The following is a 26,084-nucleotide window of genomic DNA, read 5'->3' as shown; positions in this document are numbered from 1 at the left end:
GGCCCCTGCGCAGCGAGACCCCAAGTTCGCTGATCGAGTAAGGCTCCGAGCGCAGCGAGACGCCGCATCGAGATCACCCACCGCAACCCGAAAGCCCACAATGGATTTCACTCTCCCCGAGTCCGCCGACGACGTCCGCACGCTCGCCCGCGACATCGCAACCAAGATCAGCACTCCCGACCACCTGGCCGAGCTCGAGGCCTCGTCGGCGCCGATCGACGCAACCCTGTGGCGCGAACTCGGCACCGCCGGACTGCTCGGCCTCGAGCTCCCGTCGTCGGCCGTGGGAGACAACGGCGGCGACCTGTCCGCGATCGAGAACTCGGTTGTCGCCGAAGAACTCGAACGCGTCCTGGCCCGAGTCCCGTTCGGACCACACGCCTGCGCTGCACTGCCGGTGGTCGCGGCGCACGGCAGTGCCGGCCTGCGGGATCGTCTACTTGCCGCGGGAGCGACCGGCGAAGTCATCGTGACAACGGCCGTCGAGGAGGATCTCGGTGTCGATCCCCTTTCTCCGACAGCCACTTTGGCCGAGGGAGCCGGCGGCTCGACCCTGAGTGGCACCAAGGTCAATGTGCCGTACGGCCAGGCCGCCGACGCATTCGCCGTCACCGCCCTGTCTGCCGACGGTCCGGTGGTGCTGATCGTGCCGGCCGATGCGAGTGGCGTGCGTATCGTCACGACGACGTCGACCGGTCTCATCCCGACGGCCCAGGTCGAGTTCACCGATGTCGCAGTCGATTCCGATCAGATTCTCTCCGGAGGAACCGTGGCGGTGCATGACCTGATCAACCGCAGCACTCTGGCGGTCTGTGCTGAGCAGTCCGGAATCGTTTCGCGCGCATTGGAGCTCACCGCGGAGTATGCGCGCGAGCGTGAGCAGTTCGGTCGCCCGATCGGGTCCTTCCAGGCGGTTGCCCAACGACTCGCCAATGGCTACATCGACGTGCAGGGTCTCTCGCTGACCACCACGCAGGCAGCCTGGATGCTGTCGCGAGCGGACTCCGACCACGACGCCGATCTGCACACCGCGATTGCCACCGCCAAGTTCTGGGCCGCCGAGGCCGGGCACCGGGTCGCGCACACCACCATCCACGTGCATGGCGGCGTCGGGCTCGACACCAGTCATCCCGTTCACCGATACTTCCTGCGCGCCAAGCAGAACGAGTTCACCTTGGGCTCGGCGCCGGCAGCACTGCGCTCGATCGGGGGCGACCTCGCGCAGACGCCGGCCTGATCGACGTGTCGACACGCACCGCAGTGGCGACAATCGCCTCGCTGCTCGAACCACTCTCCGAGGTAGACGACCGAGGTATCTGGTTCGAGGGTGAATTCGTCTCGTGGCGGACACATCTCGGGCGTGCGCGGTCGATCGGCGACGCGATGCGAGTGCTTCTCGATGTGGGCCGACCACCTCATGTCGGTGTGCTGTCACACAATTCACCGGAGTTCTCGGCGGTGCTGGCAGCCGCGGCGCGCGATGGCTTCGTCGTCGTCGGATTGAACACGACCAGACGCGGCGCCGCGCTCGCGGCCGATATCGCACGCGCCGACTGCCAGGTGGTCCTCGTTGCCGACGACACCACTGAGCTGCTCGAGGGCGTGGACATCGGGGATGTTCCGATCATCAACACCGATTCCGCCGAATGGCAGGGCATGGTCGAGGCTTCCGCGCCAAGCGCACGACCCGCGTCGACGCCCGCTCCCGACGACCTGCTGATGCTGATCTTCACCTCCGGCACAACCGGCGATCCCAAGGCAGTGCGGTGCACGCACCGCACTTTCGCCACCGGCGGACCGATGTTGGCCGACCGCTTCGGCATCGGCCGCGACGATGTCGTCTACCTCTCGATGCCGATGTTCCACTCCAACGCGATAATCGCCGGATGGACCGTGGCCGTCGCGGGCGGCGCGTCGATCGCAGTGCGCCGCAAGTTCTCCGCACGCGGCTTCGTCGACGACCTGAAGCGGTACGGGGTCACCTACGCCAACTATGTCGGCAAGCCGCTGAACTACGTCCTCGCCACTCAGCCCGCCGAGGACGACGCGACGTGCCCGCTGCGCATCATGTACGGCAACGAGGCGTCGGCGCGCGATCGGCAGCGATTCGCCGACCGTTTCGGTTGCCGCGTGATCGACGGCTTCGGCTCCACAGAGGGTGGCGTCGCGATCACCCGCACCCCGGACACGCCGCCGGATGCGTTGGGCCCGCTGCGGCCGCCAACAGCCGTGGTCGACCCGGAGACCGGTCAGCAGGTCCGGACCGGCGTTGTCGGGGAGATCGTGAACTCCTCGGGTCCAGGACTTTTCAGCGGCTACTACAACGACGAGCAGGCCACCGCCGACCGGCTGCGCGGCGGCATCTACCACACAGGCGACCTCGGATGGGTGGACAACGAGGGGTACATCCATTTCGCGGGGCGCCTGGGTGACTGGATGAGGGTCGACGGCGAGAATCTCGCCGCGGGGCCCATCGAACGTATCCTGTTGCGGCACCCGGCGATCCGACAGGTAGCGGTCTACGGCGTGCCCGTCGAGGTCGGCGACGAGATCGAGGCGGTACTGGTGCTCGACGGTGATCTCGACGCCGATGGATTCACCGAGTTCCTTCGTGAGCAAACGGATCTGAGTCCAACGCAGTGGCCGCATCGCGTTCGACTGGTCGAGGCATTGCCCGAGACCGCGACCTTCAAGACGGTCAAACGCACCCTGAGGGAACAGAACGCAGCCGCTGACTGGGAAAGACGCGGCGAATGGTTCCGGGCCGCGCCCATCTCCGTTCCGCTCATCGAGTAAGCAACCTGCCGCAGCAGGTGGCCGGCGTGGGACGGGAAAGGCCCCCTTCGCAGACCGAGCAAACACCGCAGGCCGCCGGCGCGGGACCGGAAGAGTCCCCATCGCAGACCCGAGCAAGCATCGCAGGCCACCGGCGTGAGACGGACACAGTCCCCATCGCAGACCCGAGCAAGCACCGCAGGCCACCGGCGTGAGACGGACAGAGTCCCCCTTCGCAGGCCGAGCAAGCACCGCAAGCAGCAGGCATGGGACGGGAAGAGTCCCCTTCGCAGACCCGAGCAAGCACCGCCGGCCGCCGACGTCGGACGGGAAGAGTCCCCATCGCAGGCCGAGTGAGCACTGCAGGCCGCCGGCGTCGGACCGAACAGGGTCCCCTTCACAGGCCGAGCAAGCACCGCGGGCCGCCGACGTCGGACCGAACAGGGTCCCCTTCACAGGCCGAGCAAGCACCGCGGGCCGCCGGCGCGGGACGGACAGAGTCCCCATCGCGGGCCGAGCAAGCACCGCAGGCCGCCGGCGCGGGACGGACAGAGTCCCCTTTCGCAGGTCGAGTAAGGCACCGAGCGAAGCGAGGCGCCGCATCGAGACCACGGCAGATCTCGATGCGCGGCTCGCAGGCTCGCTCGCTTACTCGATCGGCGGGGACTGACTCTTCGAGTCAGGCAGCACATTTACCTCTTGCCTCTGACCAGCACATACTGATAGACTATCGAACATCAGTTCGAGTGACTTGGGGAGGGGGCTCGATGACCGGCGACACCACCAGCGACGGCGACGCGGAGATCGTAGGGCTCTACCGCGAACTCGACGACCTGTTGGATCGGATCGCCGCCGTCGATGCCACCCCGGCCTCCTACGACGACATCGTGGCGGTCACCGAAACCCATGAACGCTCCGCGCGGCGGATGAGCTTCTTCGGGCTGCAGCGGGTCCTGGACTGCTCGGACCGCAACGTGGTCGCCGAGGAAGGCTATCGCTCGATCGGCGATTTCATGATGGATCGGTTACGGATCACTGATCCCGGCCGCCGGCGCACGCAGATGGCCGCGTTGCTGGCGTTACACGCCCTGAACGGCGAGCAACTCGACCCACAGTGCCCGACCCTGGCCGAGGCATTCGCCGAAGGCGCGATCGGCCCCGACCACGCGGCCCGAGTGATCGCCACCCTCGACAAGCTGCCCGCCACGCTCGACGCCGAGCAACGCACCGCGGCCGAGAAGCTGATGGCCGACTACGCCCGCGTGCACACCCCGAAAGAGTTGACCACCCTCGGTGCGCGGCTGCTGGCCCATCTCGACCCCGACGGCGCCCTGACCGACGACAAGGACCGGGCGCGGCGACGCAGCCTGCACCTGTCCAAGCAGGACGCCCAACTGATGAGTGCCCTGGAGGGCCAGTTGGATCCGGTCACCCGGGCCCTGCTGGACGTGGTGCTCGACGCGTGGGCCGCCCCCGGCATGAACAACCCGGCCGACGAGGCCTCCCCGCAGGGCAGCACGGACGATGCCGATCCCGAGGCCCTGAAGCAGGCCGCCGAGCGGGACCTTCGCACGCCGGGGCAACGTAACCACGATGCCCTGCACGCGCTGCTGCAAGCGGTCGCCGACGGCGGCCTGCTCGGCAAGAGTCACCGCGGCCTGCCGCCACACCTGATCATCACGATCTCCGAAACCGAACTGCGGGAACGGGCCGGGGTGGCGACCACCGCGGGTGGGGCTCTCCTGCCGATCGCCGACGTGATCGAACTGGCGGCCGAAGCCCAGCAGCATCTGGCGGTGTTCGCCGACCACAGCGCCCAACCGTTGTATCTGGGGCGGGCCAACCGGTTCGCCAACCAGGCCCAACGGATGATGCTGCTGGCCCGTGACGGCGCGGTCTGCACCTGCCCGGGTTGTAGTCAGCCGTTCACCCGCACCGAAGCGCATCACGCCGAACAGGATTGGAAAGACGGCGGGCTCACCGACATCCAGGATCTGGCTGCCGCCTGCCCGACCCACAACCGGATGGTCGGCGACAAACCCGGCCAGTGGTCCACCCACATCATCAAGACCGGGCCTGATGCCGGCCGCCCGGCCTGGACGCGCAACGGCCGACGTGGGAAGGGGCGATCGAGGGTCCGGATCGATCGAACCCGCGAGGTGGCCGAGGCCTTCTCTCGCCACCTGAAGCACCAAACCCAGCTACAACGACCCCAGAATCGTTCGGGCACAGCCGAACCCAAGACCCCGACCGGACCGCCCGGCCACCCCGAGGAACGTCGACGAGTGCCCCGGCTGATCGCCTCGGGGTGGGCGGTTAACGTCGTCGAGCTGGGGTGACCCTTCGAGACGCTCGCTCGGCCAGCGCCTCGCGGGCTCCTCAGGGAGCGAGAGGAGACGCTCGCGGGTCCTGAGTAAGCGAGCCCGCGAGCGCTCCGAAGGGCGTTCCTCGCTCGCTCCTCAGGGAGCGGGAGGGAATGCTGGCGGGTCGAAGGTCCCCAACCGGGACCATCCTGGCTCGGCCGAACCCTCACTCCTCCGGGAAAACGAGGCTGCCGGCTGATCCCGACCCTCAGCTGTTCAGCGTCTTACCCAGCCGCCCAACCGCTTCCTCGTACTCGCTCACGAGGTCCGCGATCAGCTCGGCGACCGGCGTGATCGTGTTGCAGCGACCCACGATCTGGCCGGCCGGCATCGCCACCACCTCGGGGTCGTCGGCGGCGGAGATCCGGGCGTGCGCGTCGGCGACGAGCAGATTCTGCAGGGGCATCGGAAGCGGTTCGGGTGCGCCGGGGGCATCCCACGCGTCGGTCCACTTGGTCTTGAGCAGCCGCGCCGGTTTGCCCGAGTAGATGCGACGCCGCACCGTGTCCCGCGAGGTGGCGTTCAGCAACGCCTTCTGCACCGTCGACGGTTCGTCGGAACCGGGCGCCACACCCAGTTTGTACTCGGCGGCGGTCAGCCAGTAGGTGCCCATCCAGACGCCTTGCGCCCCGAGCGCGATCGCCGCGGCGATCTGCCGACCGCTGCCCACGCCGCCGGCGGCCAGCACCGGTGCCGAATCACCCACCGCATCAACAAGTTCGGGCCACAGAACCATCGATGTGACCTCGCCGGTGTGGCCGCCACCCTCGTACCCCTGCGCGATGACGATGTCGACACCGGCCTCGACGTGGTGCAGCGCATGTTCTTTCGCGCCGGCCAACGCGGCGACGGCCACGCCGTTGTCGTGGGCGACTTGGATGACATCGGCGGGCGGAGAACCCAAAGCGTTGGCGATCAAAGCGATCTGCCCGTACTTGCGGCGATGTTCCATCGCGACGTCGACGTGCGAGCGCGCCACCGAATGCAGCCAGCCCAGCACGCCCGCGTCGACCCGGCTGCCATCCGGCAGTGGCGGCACCCCGAGATCGTCGAGTGTGCGTTCGACGAATGCGCGGTGCTCGGGCGGGATCATCGAGTCGAGGTCGAACTTGCTGCCCTCGGTCGGGATCTTGGCCGGCATGACCACGTCGACACCGAACGGTTTGCCGTCGGTGTTCTCGTGCATCCATTCGAGTACCTCGTCGAGTTCGTCGGCCTCGTTGAAGCGGACACACCCGAGCACACCCATCCCGCCGGCGCGGCTGATCGCGGCGGCCACGTCCTGACTCGGGGTGAAGCCGAAGATCGGGTAGTCGATACCGAAGCGTTCGGTGAGTTCGGTTCTCATATCAGTGCTTTCCCGTCGCGGCGTGCGACTCGTCGGCCGGGCGCTCCTCGGTGACGGCAACGCCCCACCGGTAGTCCGGCTTGCCGGCGGGCGACCGTTTGATCTCGTCGACGAACCACACGCTGCGCGGACACTTGTAGCCCGCCAACTCCTTGCGCACGACATCGTTGAGATCGGCCAGCGACGGCCGCACCCCGTCGCGGGTCGCGATCACCGCCGCCACCCGCTGTCCCCAGCGCTGGTCGGCGACCCCGACGACGACGGTGTCGAACACGTCCGGATGCGCCTTCAACGCGCCCTCGACCTCCTCCGGGAACACCTTCTCGCCACCGGTGTTGATGGAGACCGAGCCCCGGCCCAGCATGGTGATCGAGCCGTCTTCTTCGAGCTGCGCGAAGTCACCCGGGAAGGAGTAGCGAATCCCGTTGAACTCCTTGAATGTTTTCGCCGACTTCTCCGGATCGTTGTGGTAGCGCAACGGAATGTGCCCGGTCCGTGCGAGCATGCCGATCTCCCCGCTGCCCGGTTCCACCGGAGTGCCGTCGTCGCGCAGCACGTGTGTTTCGCTGTCGGCGTTGACGCGCGGCCCACCCGTATGCGGCGCACCCTTGGCCACCACCCCGAGTCCGCCGAACCCGGTCTCCGACGACCCGATGGCATCGATGATCACCGAATTGGGGAAGCGGTCGAGGAACTGTTCCTTGACGCTCGGCGAGAACAGAGCCGCCGACGACGCCACCGACAGCACGCTGCTCAGGTCGTGGTCGTCGTTCTCGGCGAGCGCCTCGATCATGGGGCGTCCCATGGCATCTCCGGTGATGAAGACGACGTTGACCTTGTGCCGTTCGATCACCTCCCAGGCGTGCGGCCCGCTGAACTCCGGATACACCACCGCTTTTCCGCCGGCGAACAGTGACTGGAAGATGGCCCACTGGGATCCGCCGTGGATGAACGGCGGGATCGGGAACCGCACCAGCTGACCGCCGCCGGCCCCTTGTCGGGCGAGATGCCATTCATCGGGCACGGGTTCGCTGGTGTACCAGTCGATCCCGCCGCCGAGGACCCGCCAGACGTCGATCTGCCGCCACACCACACCCTTGGGCTTGCCGGTGGTGCCACCGGTGTAGAGCATGTAGAGGTCGTCGTCGCTGCGGTCCTCGAAGTCCCGGTCGGACGAGGACTCGGCGATCGCGTCCTCGTACCGGATGGCATCCGAGTGGCCCGCACAACCGACCTCGGCGTCGGTGCCGTCCTCGATGACGATCCGATGCTCGATCGACGGCGTATTCGGCAACGTGTTGCACACACGCTCGCAGAACTGTCGTTCGTGGATGAGTACGGTCATTCCGGAGTCGGTGAAGATGTGCTCGAGTTCGGCTTCCACGTAGCGATAGTTCACGTTGACCATCACCGCGCGGGCCTTGAAGATGGCCACCATCGACTCCACCGATTCGATGGTGTTTCTGCTGTACAACCCGACTCGGTCGCCGGGTCGCACCCCGAGCTCCCGCAGCTTGTGAGCGAGCGCGTTGGACCGCGCCTCGAGGTCGGCGTAGGTGCGCGTCTGCTCGCCGGACTCGAGTGCGATGCGCTCCGGCATCAGATCGACGGCATGCTCGATGAGGTCGGCAATCGTATAGGCCATGGCTTCAAATTAGAACGTGTTATCGTTTTGGGCAAGACGTATCGCCTGACGTGATCGCGAGGACCGACCGATGACCACGATTGCCAACTCCGCGCCCGCCACCGACAGGACGCCCGACTGTCTCGTCGAGAAGCGTGGCCACGTCCTGATCGTGACGATGAACCGGCCGGAAGCCCGCAACGCGCTGTCGGCGGAGATGATGGCGATCATGGTCGAGGCGTGGGATCGCATCGACGACGATCCCGATATCCGGGTCGCGATACTCACCGGCGCCGGTGGCGCGTTCTGTGCGGGCATGGATCTCAAGGCGATGAGCAAGAATGCGCCCGGCGACACGGTCGATCGGGGTACGTGGAATCCGGCCGTACTGCCCGCCCTGCTGAAGGGGCGACGACTCACCAAGCCGTTGATCGCCGCCGTCGAGGGCCCGGCGATCGCCGGCGGTACCGAGATCCTGCAGGGCACCGACATCCGCGTGGCCGGCGAGAGCGCCAGATTCGGTGTCGCCGAAGCACGTTGGGGCCTGTTCCCGCTCGGCGGCAGCGCGGTTCGTCTCCCCCGCCAGATTCCGTACACGATCGCCGCGGACCTCCTGCTGACCGGTCGGCACATCACCGCCACGGAAGCGAGGGAATACGGCCTGATCGGGTATGTCGTGCCGGACGGTTCCGCATTGGACAAGGCCTTGGAGATCGCCGACACCATCGCCGCCAACGGCCCGCTCGCGGTCCAGGCCATCCTCAAGACCATGCGCGACACCGAGGGTATGCACGAACTCGACGCCTTCAAGGTCGAGTCGAAGCTCGGCATCTCGGTGTTCAAGAGCAAGGACGCCAAGGTCGGCCCCAAGGCGTTCGCCGACAAGCAGAAGCCGGTCTTCACCGGCGAGTAGCCGACCGCCCGTCTCGCAGGCGTCGCGGGTGTGCCCGGTCATGCCCCGGACATGCTCAGCCGAAGCCTGGCCAGCCTGCGGACGACCAGACTGGGCACATATTCGACCTCATCGTCCACCGCGGTGAGTTCGCTTGTCGCACCGAGCAGCAGGGTGATCGCCCGGCAGGCCTCGAGCCGGGCGAGGTGCGCACCGATGCAGAAGTGGATGCCGCGGCCGAAGCCGTGATGCAACCGCGGCTGCGATCTGTCCAGGTCCAGTTCGGCCGGGTGGTCGAAGATCGCTCGATCGCGATTCGACGCACCCCACAACAGCATCAGCCGGGCGCCTTCCTCGATCGCGACACCGTCGAGGCTGGTTGCCCGTGTGGTGGTGCGGAAATGGCCTCGGAAGGGACTCTCGAGGCGCACCGCCTCTTCGACGAGCAGCGGAATGCGCTCCGGATCGTTCCGAAGTTCTTGCTGCAGTTCCGGATCCGAGGCCACGAGCCGTGCGGCGGTGCCGAGCAGACTCGTGGTGGACTCGGCGCCGGCGGTCACCAGCTGGACCAGGAACATGGTGCCCTGCTCGAGGGTGAGCGTCTTGTCGATCACCGCGTCCGCGACGGTGTCGAGCACACCGCCGCACGGTGCGTGCATCGCTTCGTCGAGTCGCTCGGCGAGATACTCGGTGAACTCGACCACCTTCGTCATCGCCTCGCCGATCCGATCGGGTGAGGCCACGCCGGACACCAGCACGATCGCATCGTCGGACCAGGCGGCCAGGCGGTCGAGGTCCCGCTCAGGCAGGCCGATGATGTGGCCGATGACGCGCACCGGCACGGTCGTCGCGACCGACGTCATCCAGTCGCCCCCACCGCCGGCGACGAGCTGTCTGATCCGCTGCTCGAGCAGGCTGTCGACGAACGCTTCCCACTGCTTGACGGCGCGCTGCCGCAAGCGTGGCTGGACCAGGCCGCGGTGCGCGGTGTGCGACGGCGGGTCCGAGGTCGCCAGCACATCCACACCCCCGGTATCCGCCACCTGAAGCTCCGCCGACTCGGCACCCGCGGTCAGGAGCGCCACCAGATTGCTGGAATAGGTTTCGGGGTCCGCGAGCACCTCCCGGATGGCATCGAAACCGATCACCACGTAGAGCTCCTGGTCGGCGAGGCGATGCACGGCGCCGGCGTCGAGCAGTTCCTCGAACAGCGGATACGGATCCTGCAGCACATCGTCGGCGAAAAGTTCGCGGGCCGTGAGCATCACACGTCTCCCTCTTCGCGATCGACCGGCCTCTCGACCGGGCACCGGCCGAGAGGAGTGGGGCCGCTCATGGCTCCCCCGGTCACGATGCACGCACTCGCCGCGGCACCACGTTCAGTTCGAATCCCTTCGGCACCATGGTCAGTCGTTCGTCGACGGCGAGGTCGTATCCCGGATCGCCGGCCAGGTCGTAGCGGTGCAGCAACGTCGCGAGCACCAGTACCGATTCGTGCAGGGCGAACTGACGTCCGATGCACGCACGCAGTCCCGTACCAAAGGGCTTGTAGCTGTGCGCGGGACGCTTCTTGACCTCTGTGGGGAGGAACCGGTCGGGGTCGTAGACGTCCGGGTCGGCCCAGATCGCCGGATCACGGTGCACATGCGCCAAGACCACCACCGCCCAATCCTCCGGCCGCATAGGGTATTTGCCGCCGATCGTGGTCTCTGCCCGGGGGCTGCGCGCGAACGCCGGCACGGTCGGCCAGATGCGCAACGCCTCGTCGAGGCAGCGACGGATGTACCGGAACTTGGCGACCTGTTCGAAGGTCGGGGTCGCGGTCGGGTCGTCGCCAAGGATCTCGTCGGCCTCCCGCTGCGCGGCGGCGAGGCATTCCGGGTTCTGCGACAGGTAGTAGAGGGTGAACGACAGCGCGCCGGAGGTGGTCTCGTGACCCGCGACGAGGAACGTCAGGATCTGATAGCGGATATTCAACGGCGACAGGCGTTCCCCGGTTTCGGGGTGCGACACGTTGAGCATGATGCCGAGCAGGTCGTGTTGGTCGGCGTCGCCGGTCCGTTCGGCGATGAGGTCGTCGAGCAAGCCGTCGACGTACGCCTGCCGAGCGGCGTTGCGCCGGTCCATGAAGCGGCCGACGAGCGTGCCGCCGGGAGCGGTCTGCAACGCCCCTTTCCGACGACCCGTCTCCAAGGCGCGGACCATCGCTCCGACGAATGGGTGGGGCTCTTCGGTGGCGAAGGATCCGAAGTCGTGACTGAATGCGGCCCGGCTCAGGGTTTCCATGGTGAGCTTCGTCATCGATCGGGTCACGTCCACCGGTCCCGTCTGGCGATCCCAGTAGTCGAACAACTCCGCGGCGGTGCCGAGCATGATCGGGTGATACGACTGCATCGCCGACTTGGTGAACGCAGGCATCAGGAGTTCATGTGCGAGTTGCCAATTCGGCTCGTCGTTGTAGGCGGTGAACAGGCCGTCGCCGGCGTACTGCCGCAATGCGGTGATCGCCGGCGGCAGCGCCTTGCAGAAGCGCTTCTCGTCGTAGAGTTCCATCGCGAGTTCGGCGCCCGAGATGAACACGAACTTCTGCCGAAAGATCTGCAGCTCGAAGATGGGTCCGAGGTCGGCTCCCCACTCGAGCAGGCTCAGCAACGGATTTCGCGGGTCCGACACACCCAGATCGCCCACGAACGGCTTGCGCCGGCCGGCATGTGGAAACACCTGCCCCGACCAGTCGTTCTTCAGTTTCCTGCCCACTCCTCGACCATGCGCGAGCCGAATGACGATGTCAATCGGCCGGTCGGGCGATCCGGAGATGCCATGCCCTCCGGTCCCGGCTCACGTCAGCGCGGCGAGGGCCCGGATGGTGTCGGCGTCTCGGGCGGTCACCATCAGCATGCCCACTCCCGCGGCTTCCCACAGCTTGATCTGAGCGCGGACATGCTCGGCGGTGCCCGCGATGAGTGTCTCGCGCACCATCTCGTCGGGCACGGCAGCGACCGCCTCGGCCTTCCGGCCGGCGCGGAACAACGCACCGACCTCGTCGACGGCGTCGCCATAGCCCATGCGGCGGTACAACTCGGCGTGAAAGTTCTTCTCCTTGGCGCCCATCCCGCCGACATAGAGGGCCGTCGACGGCCGGTACCGCTCGACCGCGGCGGCGACGTCGTCGGTGATCATCACCTGCACCGTGGCCGCGACCTCGAACTCATCGCGGGTCCGCCGTGCACCGGGCCGTGCGAATCCGTCGGCGAGCCATTGCTCGTAGTGATCGGCGAGACGCAGGCTGTAGAAGATGGCCAGCCAGCCGTCGGCGATCTCCGCGGTCTGCGCGACGTTGCGCGGCCCCTCGGCACCGAGCCAGATGGGGATGTCGGCGCGCAGCGGATGGGTGATCGGTTTGAGCGGTTTGCCCAGACCGGTCGATCCGTCCGCGTCGGCCGGGTAGGGCAGCGGATAGTGCGGGCCACCGTTGCGGACCGGCGCTTCGCGGGCCAGCACGTCGCGCACCACCTGCACGTATTCGCGGGTGCGGGCCAGGGGCTTGCCGAACGGTTGCCCGTACCACCCTTCGACGACCTGCGGCCCGGATACGCCGAGTCCGATGATGTGGCGTCCGCCGGACAGATGATCGAGGGTCAGGGCGGCCATCGCAAGTGACGTCGGTGGACGCGCGGACAGTTGGGACACCGCGGTCCCCAACCGGATCCGCTCGGTGGACGCGCCCCACCACGCGAGCGGCGTGTAGGTGTCCGAACCCCAGGATTCGGCGGTGAACACCGCGTCGAAGCCCGCCTCCTCGGCGGTCGCGATCAGTTCCGGCGCGTTGTCGATCGGCCCCGCACCCCAGTACCCGAGTTGCAACCCGAACTTCATCGGCACCCCTTTCCCACCTGTCACCAGGATGTCGGCTGCACGCCCGTGACGTGCACCTTGTGCCCCAATACTAGAACGTGTTCTACTCGATGAGTGAGCACCAACCAAACTGCGCCCCGCGCGACGACGGGCAGTCCCGTCGCCGAGGTACCCGCACCCGAGTCCACCATCCTCACCGCGCCGCTGCGCAACTCGTTCGATTACACGCGTTCACTCGGCCCGGTGCTCAGCCAGTTCGCACTCGCGCTGCGCGACGGGCGCATCGTCGGGTCGAAGAGCGGTGACGGCACGGTGTCGGTGCCCCCGGTGGAGTTCGATCCGGTCGGCGGCGCGAAGATCACCGAACTGGTCGACGTCGCAACCACCGGGACCGTCGTCACGTGGACGTGGCAGCCGGAACCGCTTGAGCCACAACCACTCGACGAGCCGTTCGCCTGGGCATTGATCAGGCTCGACGGCGCAGACACCGCCATGCTCCACGCCGTCGCGGTGGACTCCCCCGACGACATCGCCACCGGTGCAAGGGTTCACGCGGTCTGGCGACCGGCACGGATCGGACGCATCGACGATATCGCCCACTTCGCACTCGGCGACACCCCGGAATCCGCGCCCGCCAACGAAGCCGACAACCCTGAGGGCGATCAGGTGGTGATTCCCACACCGATCACCACGGAGATCATCCACTCGGCGACGGAAGAGGAGTCGTGGTATCTCGAGGGCCTCAAGGCCGGCAAATTGTATGGTTGCCGGATCGGTTCGGGTGTCGACGCGGGGCGTGTCTACTTCCCCCCGCGCGCGGTCAGCCCGTCCGACGGCTCCCCATCGGTCGAGCGAGTCGAATTGCCCGACACCGGAATTGTGACGACGTTCTGCATCGTGAACGTGCCGTTCCAGGGGCAGCGGATCAAGCCGCCGTACGTCGCCGCCTACGTGCTACTCGACGGCTCCGACATCCCATTCCTGCATCTCATCCTCGACTGCCCGGCCGACGAGGTCCGGATGGGCATGCGCGTCGAGGCGGTCTGGGTCCCCGAGGAGGAGCGTGAGTTGTCGCTGGGCAGCATCAGCCATTTCCGGCCGACCGGCGAGCCCGACGCCGACTACGAGTCGTACCGCGAATTCCTCTGATCCGCTGCCATTCTCAACCAAGGAGTACCAGTGACCCTCCCCCGGATCGCGATCATCGGGTTCGCCCACAGCCCGAACATCGTCGGGACGTACGGCACCACCAACGGCGTCGAAATGCTGATCCCCTGCTTCTCGAAGCTCTACGCCGAACTCGGCATCACCCGCACCGACATCGAGTTCTGGTGCAGCGGATCGTCGGATTACCTTGCCGGACGCGCATTTTCCTTCATCTCCGCGATCGATTCGATCGGTGCGATGCCGCCGATCAACGAGTCGCACGTCGAGATGGACGGCGCCTGGGCACTGTACGAGGCGTGGGTGAAGATCGCCACCGGCGAGGTCGATCTCGCGCTGGCCTACGGCTTCGGCAAGGCCACCGCCGGCAACGCCGATCTGACCCTCGCCCTGCAGACCGACCCGTACACGGTCGCACCCCTGTGGCCGGACGCCCGGTCGCTGGCAGCCCTGCAGGCGCGCGCGGGTATCGACCGCGGAGTGTGGTCCGAGGCCGACATGGCGGCCGTCGCCGCACGCACGTCGGGAACCCCGGTCGACAAGCTGCTCGGCGCCGACTACGTCGCGAATCCGCTTCGCGCGCATGACGTCGCGCCGTACACCGATGCCGCCGCCGCGGTGATCATCACGAGCGAACGGCGCGCCCGGGAGCTCGTGGCCAACCCGGCGTTCGTCACCGGCTGGGATCACCGCATCGATACGCCCAACTTCGGCGCCCGCGATCTGACGGTCTCACCGTCGACGAAGCTGGCCGGCGACACCGCCTTCGGCGACCGGAACCGCGCCGTCGACGTCGCCGAGATCTGCGCGCCGTACACACATCAGGAACTGATCGTGCGTTCGGCGCTCGATCTGCCCGACTCCGTGCGGGTCAATCCCTCCGGCGGCGCACTCACCGGCAACTCCCTGTTCTCGGTCGGCCTGCAGCGGATCGGCTATGCGGCACACGAGATCCTCACCGGCAACGCGGGCACCGCCGTCGCACACGCGACCAGCGGCCCACTGCTGCAACAGAACATGGTGGTCACCCTGGCAGGAGACGAAAACTGATGGCACACAACAATCGCGCGGCCGTCCTGGGCACCGGACAGACCAAGTACGTCGCCAAACGCCACGATGTCACCATGGCGGGCATGTGCCGCGAGGCCATCGACAAGGCACTGGCCGACGCCAAGGTCTCGATCGACGACATCGACGCCATCGTCATCGGCAAGGCCCCCGACCTGTTCGAGGGGTCGATGATGCCGGAATTGTCGATGGCCGAGGCCATCGGCGCCGTCGGTAAACGGCTGATCCGCGTGCACACCGCCGGATCGGTCGGCGGATCCACCGCCAACGTCGCCGCGTCGTTGGTGTTCGCCGGCGTGCACCAGCGTGTGCTCGCCGTCGCATGGGAGAAGCAATCGGAGTCGAATGCCATGTGGGCGTTGTCGATTCCGGTGCCGTTCACCAAACCGGTGGGTGCCGGTGCCGGCGGCTTCTTCGCCCCACACGTGCGCGCCTACATCCGGCAGTCCGGCGCCCCCGACTACATCGGCGCGATTGTGGCCGCCAAAGACCGACGCAACGGCGCGCTCAACCCGCTGGCCCACCTGCAGCAGCCCGACATCACCACGGAGAAGGTCCTGCAATCCCAGATGCTCTGGGACCCCATCCGATACGACGAAACCTGCCCGTCGTCGGACGGCGCCTGCGCGGTGGTGATCGGCGACGAGCAGATGGCCGACGCGGCCGTCGCCGCCGGCGATCCGGTCGCATGGATCCACGCCACCGCGATGCGCACCGAACCGCTGTCCTTCGCGCATCGAAACGTGGTGAATCCGCAGGCGAGCCGCGATGCCGCAGCAGCACTGTGGAAGGCGGGCGGCATCGACAACCCGATCGAGGAGATCGACGCCGCCGAGATCTACGTCCCGTTCTCGTGGTTCGAGCCGATGTGGCTGGAAAGCTTGGGGTTTGCCGACGAGGGGCAAGGGTGGAAGCTCACCGAGGCCGGCGAGACCGAGATCGGTGGCCGCATCCCGCTCAACGCCTCCGGCGGGGTGCTCTCGTCGAATCCCATTGGCGCGTCGGGCATGATCCGCTTCGCGGAGGCCGCCATCCAGGTGATGGGCAAGGCCGGCGCACACCAGGTGAAGGACGCGCGAAAGGCCTTGGGCCACGCCTACGGCGGCGGCTCCCAGTACTATTCGATGTGGCTGGTGGGCGCGGACAAACCCATCCATTGATGCTCGCCCACCCGCTCTGGTTGCCCGGCAACGGGCTTCAGGCGGGTGGGCTGGGCCGTACGAGCGCAAGGTCAGGCCGGTTCGGGGAGTGCGCACGACTCCACCTTTGCAGTCCCGGCGGGTCGACGACCTTCACCCCACCTACTGTCATTCACATTGGCCGGAACCAGAGCGGACAACAAGAGGCGGGGTGAATCCGGGAGGCGGTTCTCAGGCCGGACGGACCGAGTTGATCGTCTTCTCGACTTCCCAGAAGGCGCGCAGCGCAGCCATCTTCCCGTCGGGTGCCGCCTTGTAGGTGAACACTCCGTGCGCCTCGGAGACGTGGCCGGCGATGTGGGTGACGATCTTCCCGACGTAGGCGACCTCGTCACCGCAGATGATCTCGTCGTCGAAGACGAATTCGATGCTCTCCGTGGTGGCTATCGACTTGTCCCAGAACTCGGCGATCTGCTCGTGCCCGCGGAATCCTTTGCCCTCCGGGTCGAACATCGACGGTCCGACCGGATCCTCGACGGTGCCGTCGGCGGCGAAGTTCGCCACCCATGCGGCTTTGTCGCGGGCGGCGACGAGTTCCCTCGATCGCCGTCCCGCCACGACCGCCGGATGATTCTCCCGATCGATGTCGAGATATGCCGGTTTCTCACTGGCCGTTGTCATTTGGTCCCGTAATCGACCCGGAGTTCCTTGACGCCGTTGATCCAGCCGTGCCGCAGGCGGCGTGGGGACTCGAGCCGGCTGATGTCCGGGACGAGATCGGCCAGCGCATTGAACATCAGATTGATCTCCATACGGGCCAGGTTGGCGCCGACGCAGAAGTGTGCACCGTTACCGCCAAAGCCCACATGAGGATTGGGGTCGCGGAGGATGTTGAACCGGAACGGGTCGTCGAATACTTCCTCGTCGTAGTTCGCCGAGCCGTAGAAGAGACCGACGCGCTCGCCTTCCTTGATGTCGACGCCGCCCACCTGTGTGTCCTGCTTGGCGGTGCGCTGGAAACAGTTCACCGGGGTGGCCCAGCGGACGATCTCGTCGACCGCGGTGGCCGGGCGCTGCTTCTTGAACAGTTCCCATTGGTCGGGGTTCTCGAGGAAGGCGTTCATCCCGTGGCTGATCGCGTTGCGGGTGGTCTCGTTGCCGGCAACGGTGAGAAGGATGAAGAAGAATCCGAACTCGGCCTCGTCGAGGGACTGTCCTTCCATGTCGGCGTTCACCAGAGTGGAGACGATGTCCTCGACCGGATTCTTCCGGCGCTGCTCGGCCATGTTGTAGCCGTAGCCGAGGATCTCGGCCGACGCCATCTCCGGATCCTCGCCGAACTCGGGATCGTCGTAGTTCATCATGTTGTTCGACCAGTCGAACAACTTGCCGCGATCCTCCTCGGGGACGCCGAGCAGGTCCGCGATCGCCAGCAGGGGCAGATCGACGGCAACGTCGTGGACGAAGTCACCGGTGCCGCTCTCGGCCGCCTTCCGCACGATCGTGCGCGCCGCGTCGTCGAGCTTCTCCTCGAGGGAGTGGACCGCGCGCGGCGTGAAGGCCTTCGAGACCAGCTTGCGCAGGCGGGTGTGGTCCGGCGGGTCATGATTGATCAACAGTGCCTTGGTGACGTCGAGTTGCTCCTGCGTCATCTCGTCGTCGAACCGCATGATCACGCCGTTGGTGGCGGTCGACCAGTCGTCGTTGTTCTTGGAGATCTCCCGGATGTGCGCATGCTTGGAGATCACCCAGTAGCCGCCGTCGTGGAAGCCGCCACCCTTGCCGGGGAGCTGGGCATCCCACCAGACGGGAGCCGTCTTGCGCAGTTCGGCGAACTCCCTGACCGGAATGCCTCGTTCCAGCAGATCGGGGCTGGTGAAGTCCCAGCCTTCCTCCTGCATGAACGAACACTCCGCCTCAGCGCCCCCCTTGGCACTGGCCGTCGCACCCTGAGCCTGGGTCACGTCACACCACCTCGCTGTGAGATTAGAACCTGTTTCAATCTCATTGAAGCATATTGTGACGGCAAAGACAGTCTCGAACGAGAACTTGTTCTAGTTTTGATCGCCCACACCCGCGGCGACATGCGGAAACTCTACCAACATTCGTTGAGACATCGGCGCAGGATCGCTGGATGTGGCGTCGAGAGCGCGTCCGGACACGGGCGCACCTCGCCGCGGACCGACCTCCGGAACGCTGTGTGACGCATCACACAGAAGGGTCGATCCGGGCCGTGGACCGAGACTGAAACTTGTTCTAATTTGGAGTGAGATCGCGAATCGGATCGAGCAAGGAGTGGGTATGGGTGTGCCGGTGATCGTCGAAGCGGTGCGGACACCGATCGGCAAGCGGGCGGGGTGGTTGTCGGGGTTGCACCCGGAGGAACTGCTCGGCATCGCCCAGAAAGGACTTCTCGAGAAGGCCGGCGTAGACCCGGCTCTCGTCGAGCAGGCGATCGGCGGCTGCGTCACCCAGGCGGGCGGACAGGCCGGCAACATCACGCGGAAGGCATGGCTGTCGGCTGGCCTCCCCGAGCAGACCGGTGCGACGACGATCGACTGCCAATGCGGATCGGCCCAGCAGGCCAACCACCTCATCGCCGGGCTCATCGCCACCGACACCATCGACGTCGGTGTCGCCTGTGGGATCGAGATGATGTCGATGGTGCCGCTCGGCGCCAACGTCGGCACGCAGGCCGGCCCGTACCACGCGGACTCGTGGAGCATCGACATGCCGAACCAGTTCGAGGCCGCCGAGCGGATCGCCCGACGACGCGGCATCACCCGCGCCGATGTGGACTGGCTCGGGGAACGCAGTCAACGACTCGCCAAGCAGGCGTGGTCCGAGGGCCGATTCGACCGAGAAGTGTTGACGTTCAAGGCACCTGAGCGCAGCAAGGAGGGCGAACTCACCGGCAATGTGCTCGATGTCAGTCGCGACCAGGGACTGCGCGACACCACCGTCGAGTCGCTGGCCGCACTCAAGCCGGTCCTCGACGGTGGCATCCACACGGCCGGGACGTCGTCGCAGATCTCCGACGGCGCGGCGGCCGTCCTGTTGATGGACGAGGCGAAGGCACGCGCTCTCGGACTCACGCCCCGCGCGCGTATCAAGGCGCAGGCGCTCATCGGGTCCGAGCCGCACTATCACCTCGACGGCCCGGTGCAGGCCACCGAGCGGGTGCTCGCGAAGGCCGGAATGTCGATGTCCGACATCGATCGCGTCGAGATCAACGAGGCTTTCGCGTCGGTGGTTCTGAGCTGGGCGCAGGTACACGGGGCCGACATGGACCTGGTCAACGTGAACGGCGGTGCCATCGCGCTCGGACATCCGGTGGGCAGCACGGGATCTCGGCTCATCACCACCGCCCTGCACGAACTCGAGCGCAGCGACACGCAGACCGCGCTGATCACCATGTGTGCCGGCGGCGCGCTGGCCACCGGCACGATCATCGAGCGCATCTGATGCCGGCGCTCGATCCGAACACGCGGCCGACACAGCTGGGTTCACCCTTCGTCGCGTCGATGATCAAGGTCGGTTCCCGGATGAACGCGAGGCTCTACAAGGTCAGCGGCGGACGTCTGGGCGGGACCTGGCGGGTCGGCGCCGGATTCCGCAAGCCGGTCCCGGTGTGCCTGCTGACGACCACCGGCCGCAGAACCGGTGAACCTCGGACCGCGCCGCTGAACTACCTCCGGAAGGGCGACAGTTTCATCGTCGTCGCTTCCCAGGGAGGCCTGCCGTCCAACCCCGCGTGGTACCTCAACCTCGTTGCCAATCCGGAGGTTTCGATCCAGGTCGGCCGGGAGCACCACGAACTCGTCGGCCGCACCGCCGTCGCCGACGAACGCGCCGCACTCTGGGAGGAGCTCGTCGAGCTCTACGCCGACTACGACACCTATGCCGCGTGGACCGACCGCGAAATCCCGGTGGTCGTGTGCGAACCCCGGTGAGTTCGGCCCAAACGCGCTCGTTGCGCGGTCATACGACAACTATTGTTGTATGACCGCGCTGCGAGCGCGTTTGGGCGACACAGCTTCACTCGCACCGGCGCGACTGCTCACCTCACGGATTGCGGCGCCGACCCAGATGCTCAGGAAGCCGCGCAGTCCGTCACTCGTCCGGGGCGGCGTTCCCGGGTCCAGAACCATGGATTGTAGTGTGCGCAAGATGATTTCGACGACGACCTCGAGGTCGTCGTCGGCGAATCCGCGGGCCGCCCAATCGACGTCCATCCGGCCGATGATCGATCGGGCGAAGTCGCGGGCCGTTTTCGAGGTGAACTCGCCGACCACCGGCACGCTCACCCGATCCGATCGCAGCAGCAGCCCGACGTAGTCGTCGCGGCCCAACTCCTCGAGCACGCCGACCAGACCTTCCACGACCGCGACATCGGGCTCGGAGATCCCGCGCAGGCGTTCCGACATCCGGTCCAACAGCGCCCCGACGGCATCGACGGCTGTCGCCGCAAGCAGCTCTTCGGTGCTGTGGAAATAGCGGTAGACGGTCTGCCGGGTCACCTCCAACTCCCGTGCCACGTCGGCGATACTCGTCGCCGGCCCACGGCGGTCGATGACGTCGCGGGTTGCGGCGAGGATGCGCGCCCTGGCCTCGTCGTCGGTGTTCGGCACGCGCCCACCCCAACCGTGGGTCCTCACCTCGACAGCCCATATCTCCCGGTCATGGCAGGAACGCTACCGCCCGACGCAGCCGGCCTCGCGCGCAAAAGACCATACACTGAGTCATCAGATGTATGGTGTAGTGATGGCCACCACATCACCCCTCCCCCCGTTCGCGCCGGGAAGCCTCGATCTCACCGATCCGGACCTGCTCGAACACGGCATGCCGCGCTCGGAGTTCGCCGAGTTGCGACGGACCGCCCCCGTCTGGTGGAACGCGCAGCCCATCGGCACCTCGGGCTTCACCGATGGCGGGTACTGGGCGGTCACGAAGCACGCACATGTCAGAGAGATCTCGAAGCAGAGCGATGTCTGGTCGACCAACATGAACGGCGCGATCATCCGCCTGCCCGACTACGTCACGCCGGATCAGATCGAGTTCACCAAGGCGCTGCTCATCAATCACGACCCGCCGGAACACACCCGCCTGCGCAAGATCGTCTCGCGGATCTTCACGCCGAAGGCGGTGGGTGCTCTCAAGGACGGGCTGCACGGCTATGCCCGACAGATCGTCGAGGAAGCCGCCGCCACCGGCACCGGCAACTTCGTCGATGACGTCGCGATCCACCTTCCGCTGCAAGCGATCCTGGACCTGATCGGCGTACCCGAAGCCGATCGCGCACGCATCCACGAGCTGGTCGATGCGATCACCAACAACGACGACCCGGATCAGTCGATCGATCCGGCCACCGCCAACGCAGAGCTGCTCGGCTACGCGTACGCCATGGCCGAGGAACGACGGAAGAACCCGACCGACGACATCGTCACCACCCTGATCCACGCCGACGTCGACGGCCACGCGATGACCGAGATCGAGTTCGGCTTCTTCGTCATCCTGCTGATCACCGCCGGCAACGAGACGACCCGCAACGCGACGAGCCACGGCATGAACGCCTTCTTCGACAACCCCGATCAGTGGCAGCTGTTCAAGACCGAGCGACCGGCCACCACCGTCGACGAGATCATTCGCTGGGCGTCCCCGGTGCACGCATTCCAGCGCACCGCCCGGCTCGCCACACAGGTCGGTGGCGTCGACATCGAGGCCGGGCAGCGGGTGGGGCTGTTCTACGGTTCGGCCAATTTCGACGAAGACGTGTTCGACGACCCGTTCGCCTTCGACATTCTGCGAAATCCCAATCCACACTTGTCTTTCGGCGGCAACGGTGCACACTTCTGCATCGGGGCCAACCTCGCCCGGATGGAACTGAAGCTGATCCTCGACGCGATCGCCGACACCATGCCGGACATCGGCCGGGTGGGTGAGATGCAGCGTGTCCGCTCGGGATGGCTCAACGGCGTCAAGGATCTTCCGGTGCGCTATTCGGTCTCTCCGACGACCTGACGCGGGTACCGTCATGTGACGAATGCACGAGAGCGGCTTGCGAGGACCTCATGACCGGCGCCACCATCCGTCCCCACGCGGACATCGACTTCACCGACCCCGCGCTGCTTGAGCAGGGCCTGCCGCTGGCGCAGTTCGCCGAACGTCGAGCGACCGCACCCGTGTGGTGGAATCCGCAAGCCATCGGGCCGGCATTCTTCGACGACGACGGTTTCTGGGTGATCAGCCGCCACGCCGACATCCGCGCCATCTCCAAGGACACCGCGACCTGGTCGAACCGGGAGAAGGGCGCGGTCATGCGGATGCCCGACGGCGCGACCCGCGACCAGGTCGAGGCGGGCCGGAACTTCCTGCTCAACATGGATCCGCCCGACCACACGCGGATGCGCAAGATCGTGTCCCGGATGTTCACGCCGCGTGCCGTGGGTGCCCTTCAGGAGCGACTGGCCGCGCACGCGCGGGAGATCGTCGAGGCGGCCGCCGACACCGGCAGCGGCAACTTCGTCGACGATGTCGCGGTCCACCTTCCGTTGCGCGCGATCCTCGACCTCCTCGGCGTACCCGCCGCCGACCATGAGCGCCTGTGCATGCTCGCCGATTCGATGGTCAACCCCGACGACCCGGACAGTGCCTTCGATCCGTTCACCGCCCACGTCGAGATGATCGGCTATGCCTACGCCATGGCCGAAGACCGTCGCCGAAATCCGCGCGACGACATCGTGACTGTGCTGGTGCAGGCCGACATCGACGGGCACGCCCTGACCGAGGCCGAGTTCGGCTTCTTCGTGATCCTGCTCGTCATCGCCGGCAACGAAACCACCCGCAACGCGATCTCCCACGGCCTCAACGCTTTCCTCGACCACCCCGACCAGTGGACGGTGTTCAAGCGAGACCGGCCGGCCACCGCGGTCGACGAGATCATCCGGTGGGCAACGCCGGTGCACTGCTTCCAGCGCACCGCCAAGGTCGACACCGCCGTGTCCGGCGTGCCGATCCGGGCCGGGCAACGTGTCGGATTGTTCTACAGCTCAGCCAATTACGACGAGGAGGTGTTCGACGACCCGTTCGCCTTCGACATCGGCCGCGACCCCAATCCTCATCTGTCCTTCGGCGGCAACGGCGCCCACTTCTGCATCGGCGCCAACCTCGCCCGCCTCGAGGTGAACATCATGTTCAACACCCTCGCCGACCTCGTTCCGGATATCTCCAAAGTCGCCGAACCGCAACGGATTCGGTCAGGCTGGCTCAACGGCGTCAAGGACCTGCAGGTCACCTACCGCCCAGACCACCCGTCGTTGGTCGAGTAAGGGAGGAGCTTGCGACGACCGCATCGAGACCCCTCTCGAGCAATCGACCCTCACCCCACCCCACGCTCCGCGCTCTCCCAGAACCGCGCACGCAGGGCCTTCTTGTCGGGCTTGCCGAGAGCGGTGAGCGGCAACGACTCCGCGAAGATCACCTGCTTCGGCGTCTGCACCGCCCCCTTGCGCGCCTTCACCGTCTCCTGGATCTCCAGCGTGACCTGCGCCTTCGCGTCGTCGGACTGGTCGGCGTCGCCGCGCAGCACGACGACGGCGGTGACCGCCTCACCCCATTTCTCGTCGGGCACCCCGATCACCCCCACCTGGCCGACCGAAGGATGCTCGGCGACAACGTCTTCCACCTCACGTGGGAACACGTTGAAGCCGCCGGTGACGATCATGTCCTTGGTCCGGTCGACGATGTACCAGAACCCGTCCTCGTCCTCGCGTGCCACATCCCCGGTCCGCAGCCACCCGTCGCGGAAGGTGTCGGCGGTCTGTTCCGGCAATCCCCAGTACCCGCCCGCCAACAGCGGTCCGGCGACACAGATCTCGCCCGGCGCACCCTGCGCCACCGGCTTGTCGTCGGGTCCGAGCAGCGCGGTCCGCAGGAACGCCGACGGACGACCGCAACTGCTCAGTCGGCGCGGGTCATCACCCGGCTTCGGATGATCGTTGCGGCCGAGGTAGCTGATCACCATCGGCGCCTCGGACTGCCCGTAGTACTGCGCGAAGATCGGTCCGAACCGCTCGATGGCCTCGGCCAGGCGTACCGGATTGATCGCCGACGCACCGTAATACACGGTCTCCAGTGACGAGAGGTCGCGAGTGCGGGAGTCGGGATGGTCGAGCAGGGCATACAGCATCGACGGCACCAACATGGTGGCGGTGATCTTCTGCTCCTCGATGGTGCGCAACACCTCCGCCGGATCGAACTTGGCGAGCACCACCATCGAGCCGCCCTTGATCAGCGTCGGCACGAAGAACGCGGCACCGGCGTGCGACAGCGGCGTGCACATCAGGAATCGCGGCGCCTCGGGCCACTCCCATTCCGACAGCTGGATCTGGGTCATCGTCGACATTGCCCGCGCGGTTCCGATGACGCCCTTGGGTTTTCCGGTCGTACCACCGGTGTAGGTGATCGACACGATGTGTTCGGGCGGGAGCTGGGCGGCGGTCAGCGGGCGCGGCCGATAGTTGTCGGCTTCGGCGATGATGTCCCGACCGTTTGCGGCCAGCTGTTCCGGCACCGGCCCGAGGGTCAACACCTGCTTGAGACTGTCCACCCGCTCCATCAACGCGGCCGCCCGCTCGACGAACATCGGGACAGGGTCGATGACGAGGGTCGTCACGCCGGCGTCGGCCAGGACGTAGGCGTGATCGTCGAGGGAGCCGAGCGGATGCAGCGCCGTCCGTCGCCAGCCCTGCGTCTGTCCGGCACCGATGACCAGCAGCACTTCCGGGCGATTCAGCGCGAGAAGACCGACCGTCGAACCCGTGCCCGCACCCACCGATTCGAACGCCTGCTGGTACCTGCTGACGGCCGCGGCCATCTCACCGCCGGTGAGTTCGGTGTCGCCGAGGAACAGCACCTTCTTGTCGTGGTGCCGGCGCAGCGCTGCCACCAGCAGGTCACCGAGGTGGGTACCGCCCCGCAGATGGTCGAAATCAGGGTTCGCGTCAACAGCATCAGTCATGACCCCAGACTAGGACGTGTTGCAGGTTTGGCGAAAGGCCTCCAGCAGGAGGACGGCGTTGACATGCATGTTCTCTACCCACAGCCAACGGATTCCCAATCTAGAACGTGTTTCAGTCCCGACGCACCGGCCGGACCGCCGACCACACGGTCCGCCCATCACTGAACTAGGATCTGTGCCATGACTGATCTCGACCTGGCGACCACACGCCGCGACATCACCGATGCCCTGCTGACCGCGATGGAGCGTCGACACGAGGTTCTCGACGCGATCGTCGACTCCGAGAATCGTTACGAGGCCGTCAAGGCCGTCGCCGAACTTCTCGGCAAGTCTAACCTCGGCGCCGAGGCGGTACTGGGTATGAAGCTCGATCAGCTCACCAAGGACGAGCGCCGCAAGAATCAGGCCGAACTCGAGGACCTCAACAACGCGCTGACGTTCACCCTCGCCGAGCGCCCGGCGAGCAGCGGCGACACCCTGGATCTGCGCCCCTTCGCCGCCGATGAAGACGCCGAACTGTTCACCGTGCGTACCGAGGAGCTCAAGGTCGCCGGCGACGGTTCCGGCACTCCGGCCGGCGCGGTGTCCGACGAGATCGCGAAGGCGACCGAGCGAGTCGACAACGAGGACGCCGTGTGGCTGGTCGCCGTCGGGGGCGGTGACAAGGTCGGTTTCGTGTTCGGAGAGCTCGTCGACGGCGAGGTCGACGTGCGCATCTGGGTGCATCCGGACCACCGCAAGAAGGGTTACGGGACCGCCGCACTGCGCAAGTCGCGGTCCGAGATGGCCGCCTACTTCCCCGGGGTACCGATGGTGGTGCGGGCGCCGGGCGCCTGA

The 26,084-nt window shown here is 66.6% G+C and carries 21 protein-coding genes; 12 read left to right on the top strand and 9 right to left on the bottom strand.

What is annotated here, in order from left to right:
• Nucleotides 1-100 precede the first annotated feature (100 nt).
• From ACWDTI_RS20735 to ACWDTI_RS20725, 3 genes are all read left to right on the top strand, one after another.
• Nucleotides 101-1,237, top strand: coding sequence for an acyl-CoA dehydrogenase family protein (locus ACWDTI_RS20735; RefSeq protein ID WP_449740009.1), 1,137 nt, complete (start codon nt 101-103; stop codon nt 1,235-1,237).
• 5 nt (nt 1,238-1,242) lie between these two features.
• The gene (locus tag ACWDTI_RS20730) at nt 1,243-2,796 is read left to right on the top strand and encodes a long-chain-fatty-acid--CoA ligase (RefSeq protein ID WP_449740008.1); all 1,554 of its coding nucleotides are present in this window, start codon (nt 1,243-1,245) and stop codon (nt 2,794-2,796) included.
• A gap of 746 nt (nt 2,797-3,542) precedes the next feature.
• A complete protein-coding gene (locus tag ACWDTI_RS20725; protein ID WP_449740007.1) occupies nt 3,543-5,114 on the top strand; it encodes a DUF222 domain-containing protein in 1,572 nt (523 codons plus the stop codon).
• A 232-nt stretch (nt 5,115-5,346) separates the two neighbouring features.
• On the opposite strand, the gene ACWDTI_RS20720 is transcribed toward ACWDTI_RS20725, so the two are convergent.
• Nucleotides 5,347-6,486 carry an NAD(P)H-dependent flavin oxidoreductase gene (locus tag ACWDTI_RS20720; protein ID WP_449740006.1) on the bottom strand — a complete coding sequence of 380 codons (1,140 nt, stop codon included), beginning with the start codon at nt 6,484-6,486 and terminating at the stop codon, nt 5,347-5,349.
• A gap of 1 nt (nt 6,487) precedes the next feature.
• Nucleotides 6,488-8,131, bottom strand: coding sequence for an acyl-CoA synthetase (locus tag ACWDTI_RS20715; protein ID WP_449740005.1), 1,644 nt, complete (start codon nt 8,129-8,131; stop codon nt 6,488-6,490).
• 70 nt (nt 8,132-8,201) lie between these two features.
• Here ACWDTI_RS20715 and ACWDTI_RS20710 point away from each other — a divergent pair, with 70 nt between their 5' ends.
• Nucleotides 8,202-9,023, top strand: coding sequence for a crotonase/enoyl-CoA hydratase family protein (locus ACWDTI_RS20710; protein ID WP_449740004.1), 822 nt, complete (start codon nt 8,202-8,204; stop codon nt 9,021-9,023).
• 38 nt (nt 9,024-9,061) lie between these two features.
• Here ACWDTI_RS20710 and ACWDTI_RS20705 read toward each other — a convergent pair whose 3' ends face one another.
• The 3 genes from ACWDTI_RS20705 to ACWDTI_RS20695 form a co-directional block, all read right to left on the bottom strand.
• Nucleotides 9,062-10,267: a cytochrome P450 gene (locus ACWDTI_RS20705; RefSeq protein WP_449740003.1), complete on the bottom strand. Its 1,206-nt coding sequence runs from the start codon at nt 10,265-10,267 to the stop codon at nt 9,062-9,064.
• 82 nt (nt 10,268-10,349) lie between these two features.
• Entirely contained in the window at nt 10,350-11,759 is a 1,410-nt protein-coding gene (locus ACWDTI_RS20700; RefSeq protein WP_449740002.1) for a cytochrome P450, read from the bottom strand.
• 81 nt (nt 11,760-11,840) lie between these two features.
• On the bottom strand, nt 11,841-12,878 hold the full coding sequence (locus ACWDTI_RS20695) for an LLM class F420-dependent oxidoreductase (protein ID WP_449740001.1): 1,038 nt from the start codon (nt 12,876-12,878) through the stop codon (nt 11,841-11,843).
• Between the two features lie 93 nt (nt 12,879-12,971).
• On the opposite strand from ACWDTI_RS20695, the gene ACWDTI_RS20690 reads away from it, so the two are divergent.
• The 3 genes from ACWDTI_RS20690 to ACWDTI_RS20680 are packed head-to-tail and all read left to right on the top strand — an operon-like array spanning nt 12,972 to nt 16,249.
• Complete coding sequence (locus tag ACWDTI_RS20690; protein WP_449740000.1) at nt 12,972-14,006, top strand: Zn-ribbon domain-containing OB-fold protein; 1,035 nt, start codon at nt 12,972-12,974, stop codon at nt 14,004-14,006.
• Between the two features lie 30 nt (nt 14,007-14,036).
• Entirely contained in the window at nt 14,037-15,071 is a 1,035-nt protein-coding gene (locus ACWDTI_RS20685; RefSeq protein ID WP_449739999.1) for a thiolase domain-containing protein, read from the top strand.
• A complete protein-coding gene (locus ACWDTI_RS20680; RefSeq protein WP_449739998.1) occupies nt 15,071-16,249 on the top strand; it encodes a thiolase domain-containing protein in 1,179 nt (392 codons plus the stop codon). The genes ACWDTI_RS20685 and ACWDTI_RS20680 overlap by 1 nt, the downstream gene beginning before the upstream one ends.
• Before the next feature lie 210 nt (nt 16,250-16,459).
• On the opposite strand, the gene ACWDTI_RS20675 is transcribed toward ACWDTI_RS20680, so the two are convergent.
• Nucleotides 16,460-16,909, bottom strand: a complete 450-nt coding sequence (locus tag ACWDTI_RS20675; RefSeq protein ID WP_449739997.1) for a nuclear transport factor 2 family protein — start codon at nt 16,907-16,909, stop codon at nt 16,460-16,462.
• Nucleotides 16,906-18,192, bottom strand: a complete 1,287-nt coding sequence (locus ACWDTI_RS20670; RefSeq protein ID WP_449739996.1) for a cytochrome P450 — start codon at nt 18,190-18,192, stop codon at nt 16,906-16,908. Before ACWDTI_RS20670 ends, ACWDTI_RS20675 begins: the two co-directional genes overlap by 4 nt.
• A gap of 337 nt (nt 18,193-18,529) precedes the next feature.
• Here ACWDTI_RS20670 and ACWDTI_RS20665 point away from each other — a divergent pair, with 337 nt between their 5' ends.
• Complete coding sequence (locus ACWDTI_RS20665) at nt 18,530-19,693, top strand: steroid 3-ketoacyl-CoA thiolase (RefSeq protein ID WP_449739995.1); 1,164 nt, start codon at nt 18,530-18,532, stop codon at nt 19,691-19,693.
• Complete coding sequence (locus tag ACWDTI_RS20660) at nt 19,693-20,181, top strand: nitroreductase family deazaflavin-dependent oxidoreductase (protein WP_449739994.1); 489 nt, start codon at nt 19,693-19,695, stop codon at nt 20,179-20,181. The genes ACWDTI_RS20665 and ACWDTI_RS20660 overlap by 1 nt, the downstream gene beginning before the upstream one ends.
• A gap of 39 nt (nt 20,182-20,220) precedes the next feature.
• Here ACWDTI_RS20660 and ACWDTI_RS20655 read toward each other — a convergent pair whose 3' ends face one another.
• A complete protein-coding gene (locus tag ACWDTI_RS20655) occupies nt 20,221-20,886 on the bottom strand; it encodes a TetR/AcrR family transcriptional regulator (RefSeq protein ID WP_449739993.1) in 666 nt (221 codons plus the stop codon).
• A 106-nt stretch (nt 20,887-20,992) separates the two neighbouring features.
• Here ACWDTI_RS20655 and ACWDTI_RS20650 point away from each other — a divergent pair, with 106 nt between their 5' ends.
• Nucleotides 20,993-22,249, top strand: coding sequence for a cytochrome P450 (locus ACWDTI_RS20650; RefSeq protein WP_449739992.1), 1,257 nt, complete (start codon nt 20,993-20,995; stop codon nt 22,247-22,249).
• A gap of 50 nt (nt 22,250-22,299) precedes the next feature.
• The gene (locus tag ACWDTI_RS20645; RefSeq protein ID WP_449739991.1) at nt 22,300-23,556 is read left to right on the top strand and encodes a cytochrome P450; all 1,257 of its coding nucleotides are present in this window, start codon (nt 22,300-22,302) and stop codon (nt 23,554-23,556) included.
• A 50-nt stretch (nt 23,557-23,606) separates the two neighbouring features.
• Here the strand turns inward: ACWDTI_RS20645 and fadD8 are convergent, their stop codons facing one another.
• Nucleotides 23,607-25,247, bottom strand: coding sequence for a fatty-acid--CoA ligase FadD8 (fadD8, locus tag ACWDTI_RS20640; RefSeq protein ID WP_449739990.1), 1,641 nt, complete (start codon nt 25,245-25,247; stop codon nt 23,607-23,609).
• Nucleotides 25,248-25,427: 180 nt separating this feature from the next.
• Here fadD8 and ACWDTI_RS20635 point away from each other — a divergent pair, with 180 nt between their 5' ends.
• Nucleotides 25,428-26,084, top strand: coding sequence for a GNAT family N-acetyltransferase (locus ACWDTI_RS20635; protein ID WP_449739989.1), 657 nt, complete (start codon nt 25,428-25,430; stop codon nt 26,082-26,084).

It is taken from the genome of Gordonia sp. NPDC003424, from assembly GCF_053588655.1.
This window is presented reverse-complemented; position numbering and strand designations above follow the sequence as displayed.

Excerpts from the sequence above, each read along its gene's own strand:
- ACWDTI_RS20735 (WP_449740009.1), top strand. The coding sequence starts at position 101 with ATGGATTTCACTCTCCCCGAGTCCGCCGACGACGTCCGCACGCTCGCC.
- ACWDTI_RS20725 (WP_449740007.1), top strand. The coding sequence starts at position 3,543 with ATGACCGGCGACACCACCAGCGACGGCGACGCGGAGATCGTAGGGCTC.
- ACWDTI_RS20720 (WP_449740006.1), bottom strand. The coding sequence starts at position 6,486 with ATGAGAACCGAACTCACCGAACGCTTCGGTATCGACTACCCGATCTTC.
- ACWDTI_RS20715 (WP_449740005.1), bottom strand. The coding sequence starts at position 8,131 with ATGGCCTATACGATTGCCGACCTCATCGAGCATGCCGTCGATCTGATG.
- ACWDTI_RS20710 (WP_449740004.1), top strand. The coding sequence starts at position 8,202 with ATGACCACGATTGCCAACTCCGCGCCCGCCACCGACAGGACGCCCGAC.
- ACWDTI_RS20705 (WP_449740003.1), bottom strand. The coding sequence starts at position 10,267 with ATGCTCACGGCCCGCGAACTTTTCGCCGACGATGTGCTGCAGGATCCG.
- ACWDTI_RS20695 (WP_449740001.1), bottom strand. The coding sequence starts at position 12,878 with ATGAAGTTCGGGTTGCAACTCGGGTACTGGGGTGCGGGGCCGATCGAC.
- ACWDTI_RS20680 (WP_449739998.1), top strand. The coding sequence starts at position 15,071 with ATGGCACACAACAATCGCGCGGCCGTCCTGGGCACCGGACAGACCAAG.
- ACWDTI_RS20675 (WP_449739997.1), bottom strand. The coding sequence starts at position 16,909 with ATGACAACGGCCAGTGAGAAACCGGCATATCTCGACATCGATCGGGAG.
- ACWDTI_RS20665 (WP_449739995.1), top strand. The coding sequence starts at position 18,530 with ATGGGTGTGCCGGTGATCGTCGAAGCGGTGCGGACACCGATCGGCAAG.
- ACWDTI_RS20660 (WP_449739994.1), top strand. The coding sequence starts at position 19,693 with ATGCCGGCGCTCGATCCGAACACGCGGCCGACACAGCTGGGTTCACCC.
- ACWDTI_RS20650 (WP_449739992.1), top strand. The coding sequence starts at position 20,993 with ATGGCCACCACATCACCCCTCCCCCCGTTCGCGCCGGGAAGCCTCGAT.
- ACWDTI_RS20645 (WP_449739991.1), top strand. The coding sequence starts at position 22,300 with ATGACCGGCGCCACCATCCGTCCCCACGCGGACATCGACTTCACCGAC.
- fadD8 (WP_449739990.1), bottom strand. The coding sequence starts at position 25,247 with ATGACTGATGCTGTTGACGCGAACCCTGATTTCGACCATCTGCGGGGC.
- ACWDTI_RS20635 (WP_449739989.1), top strand. The coding sequence starts at position 25,428 with ATGACTGATCTCGACCTGGCGACCACACGCCGCGACATCACCGATGCC.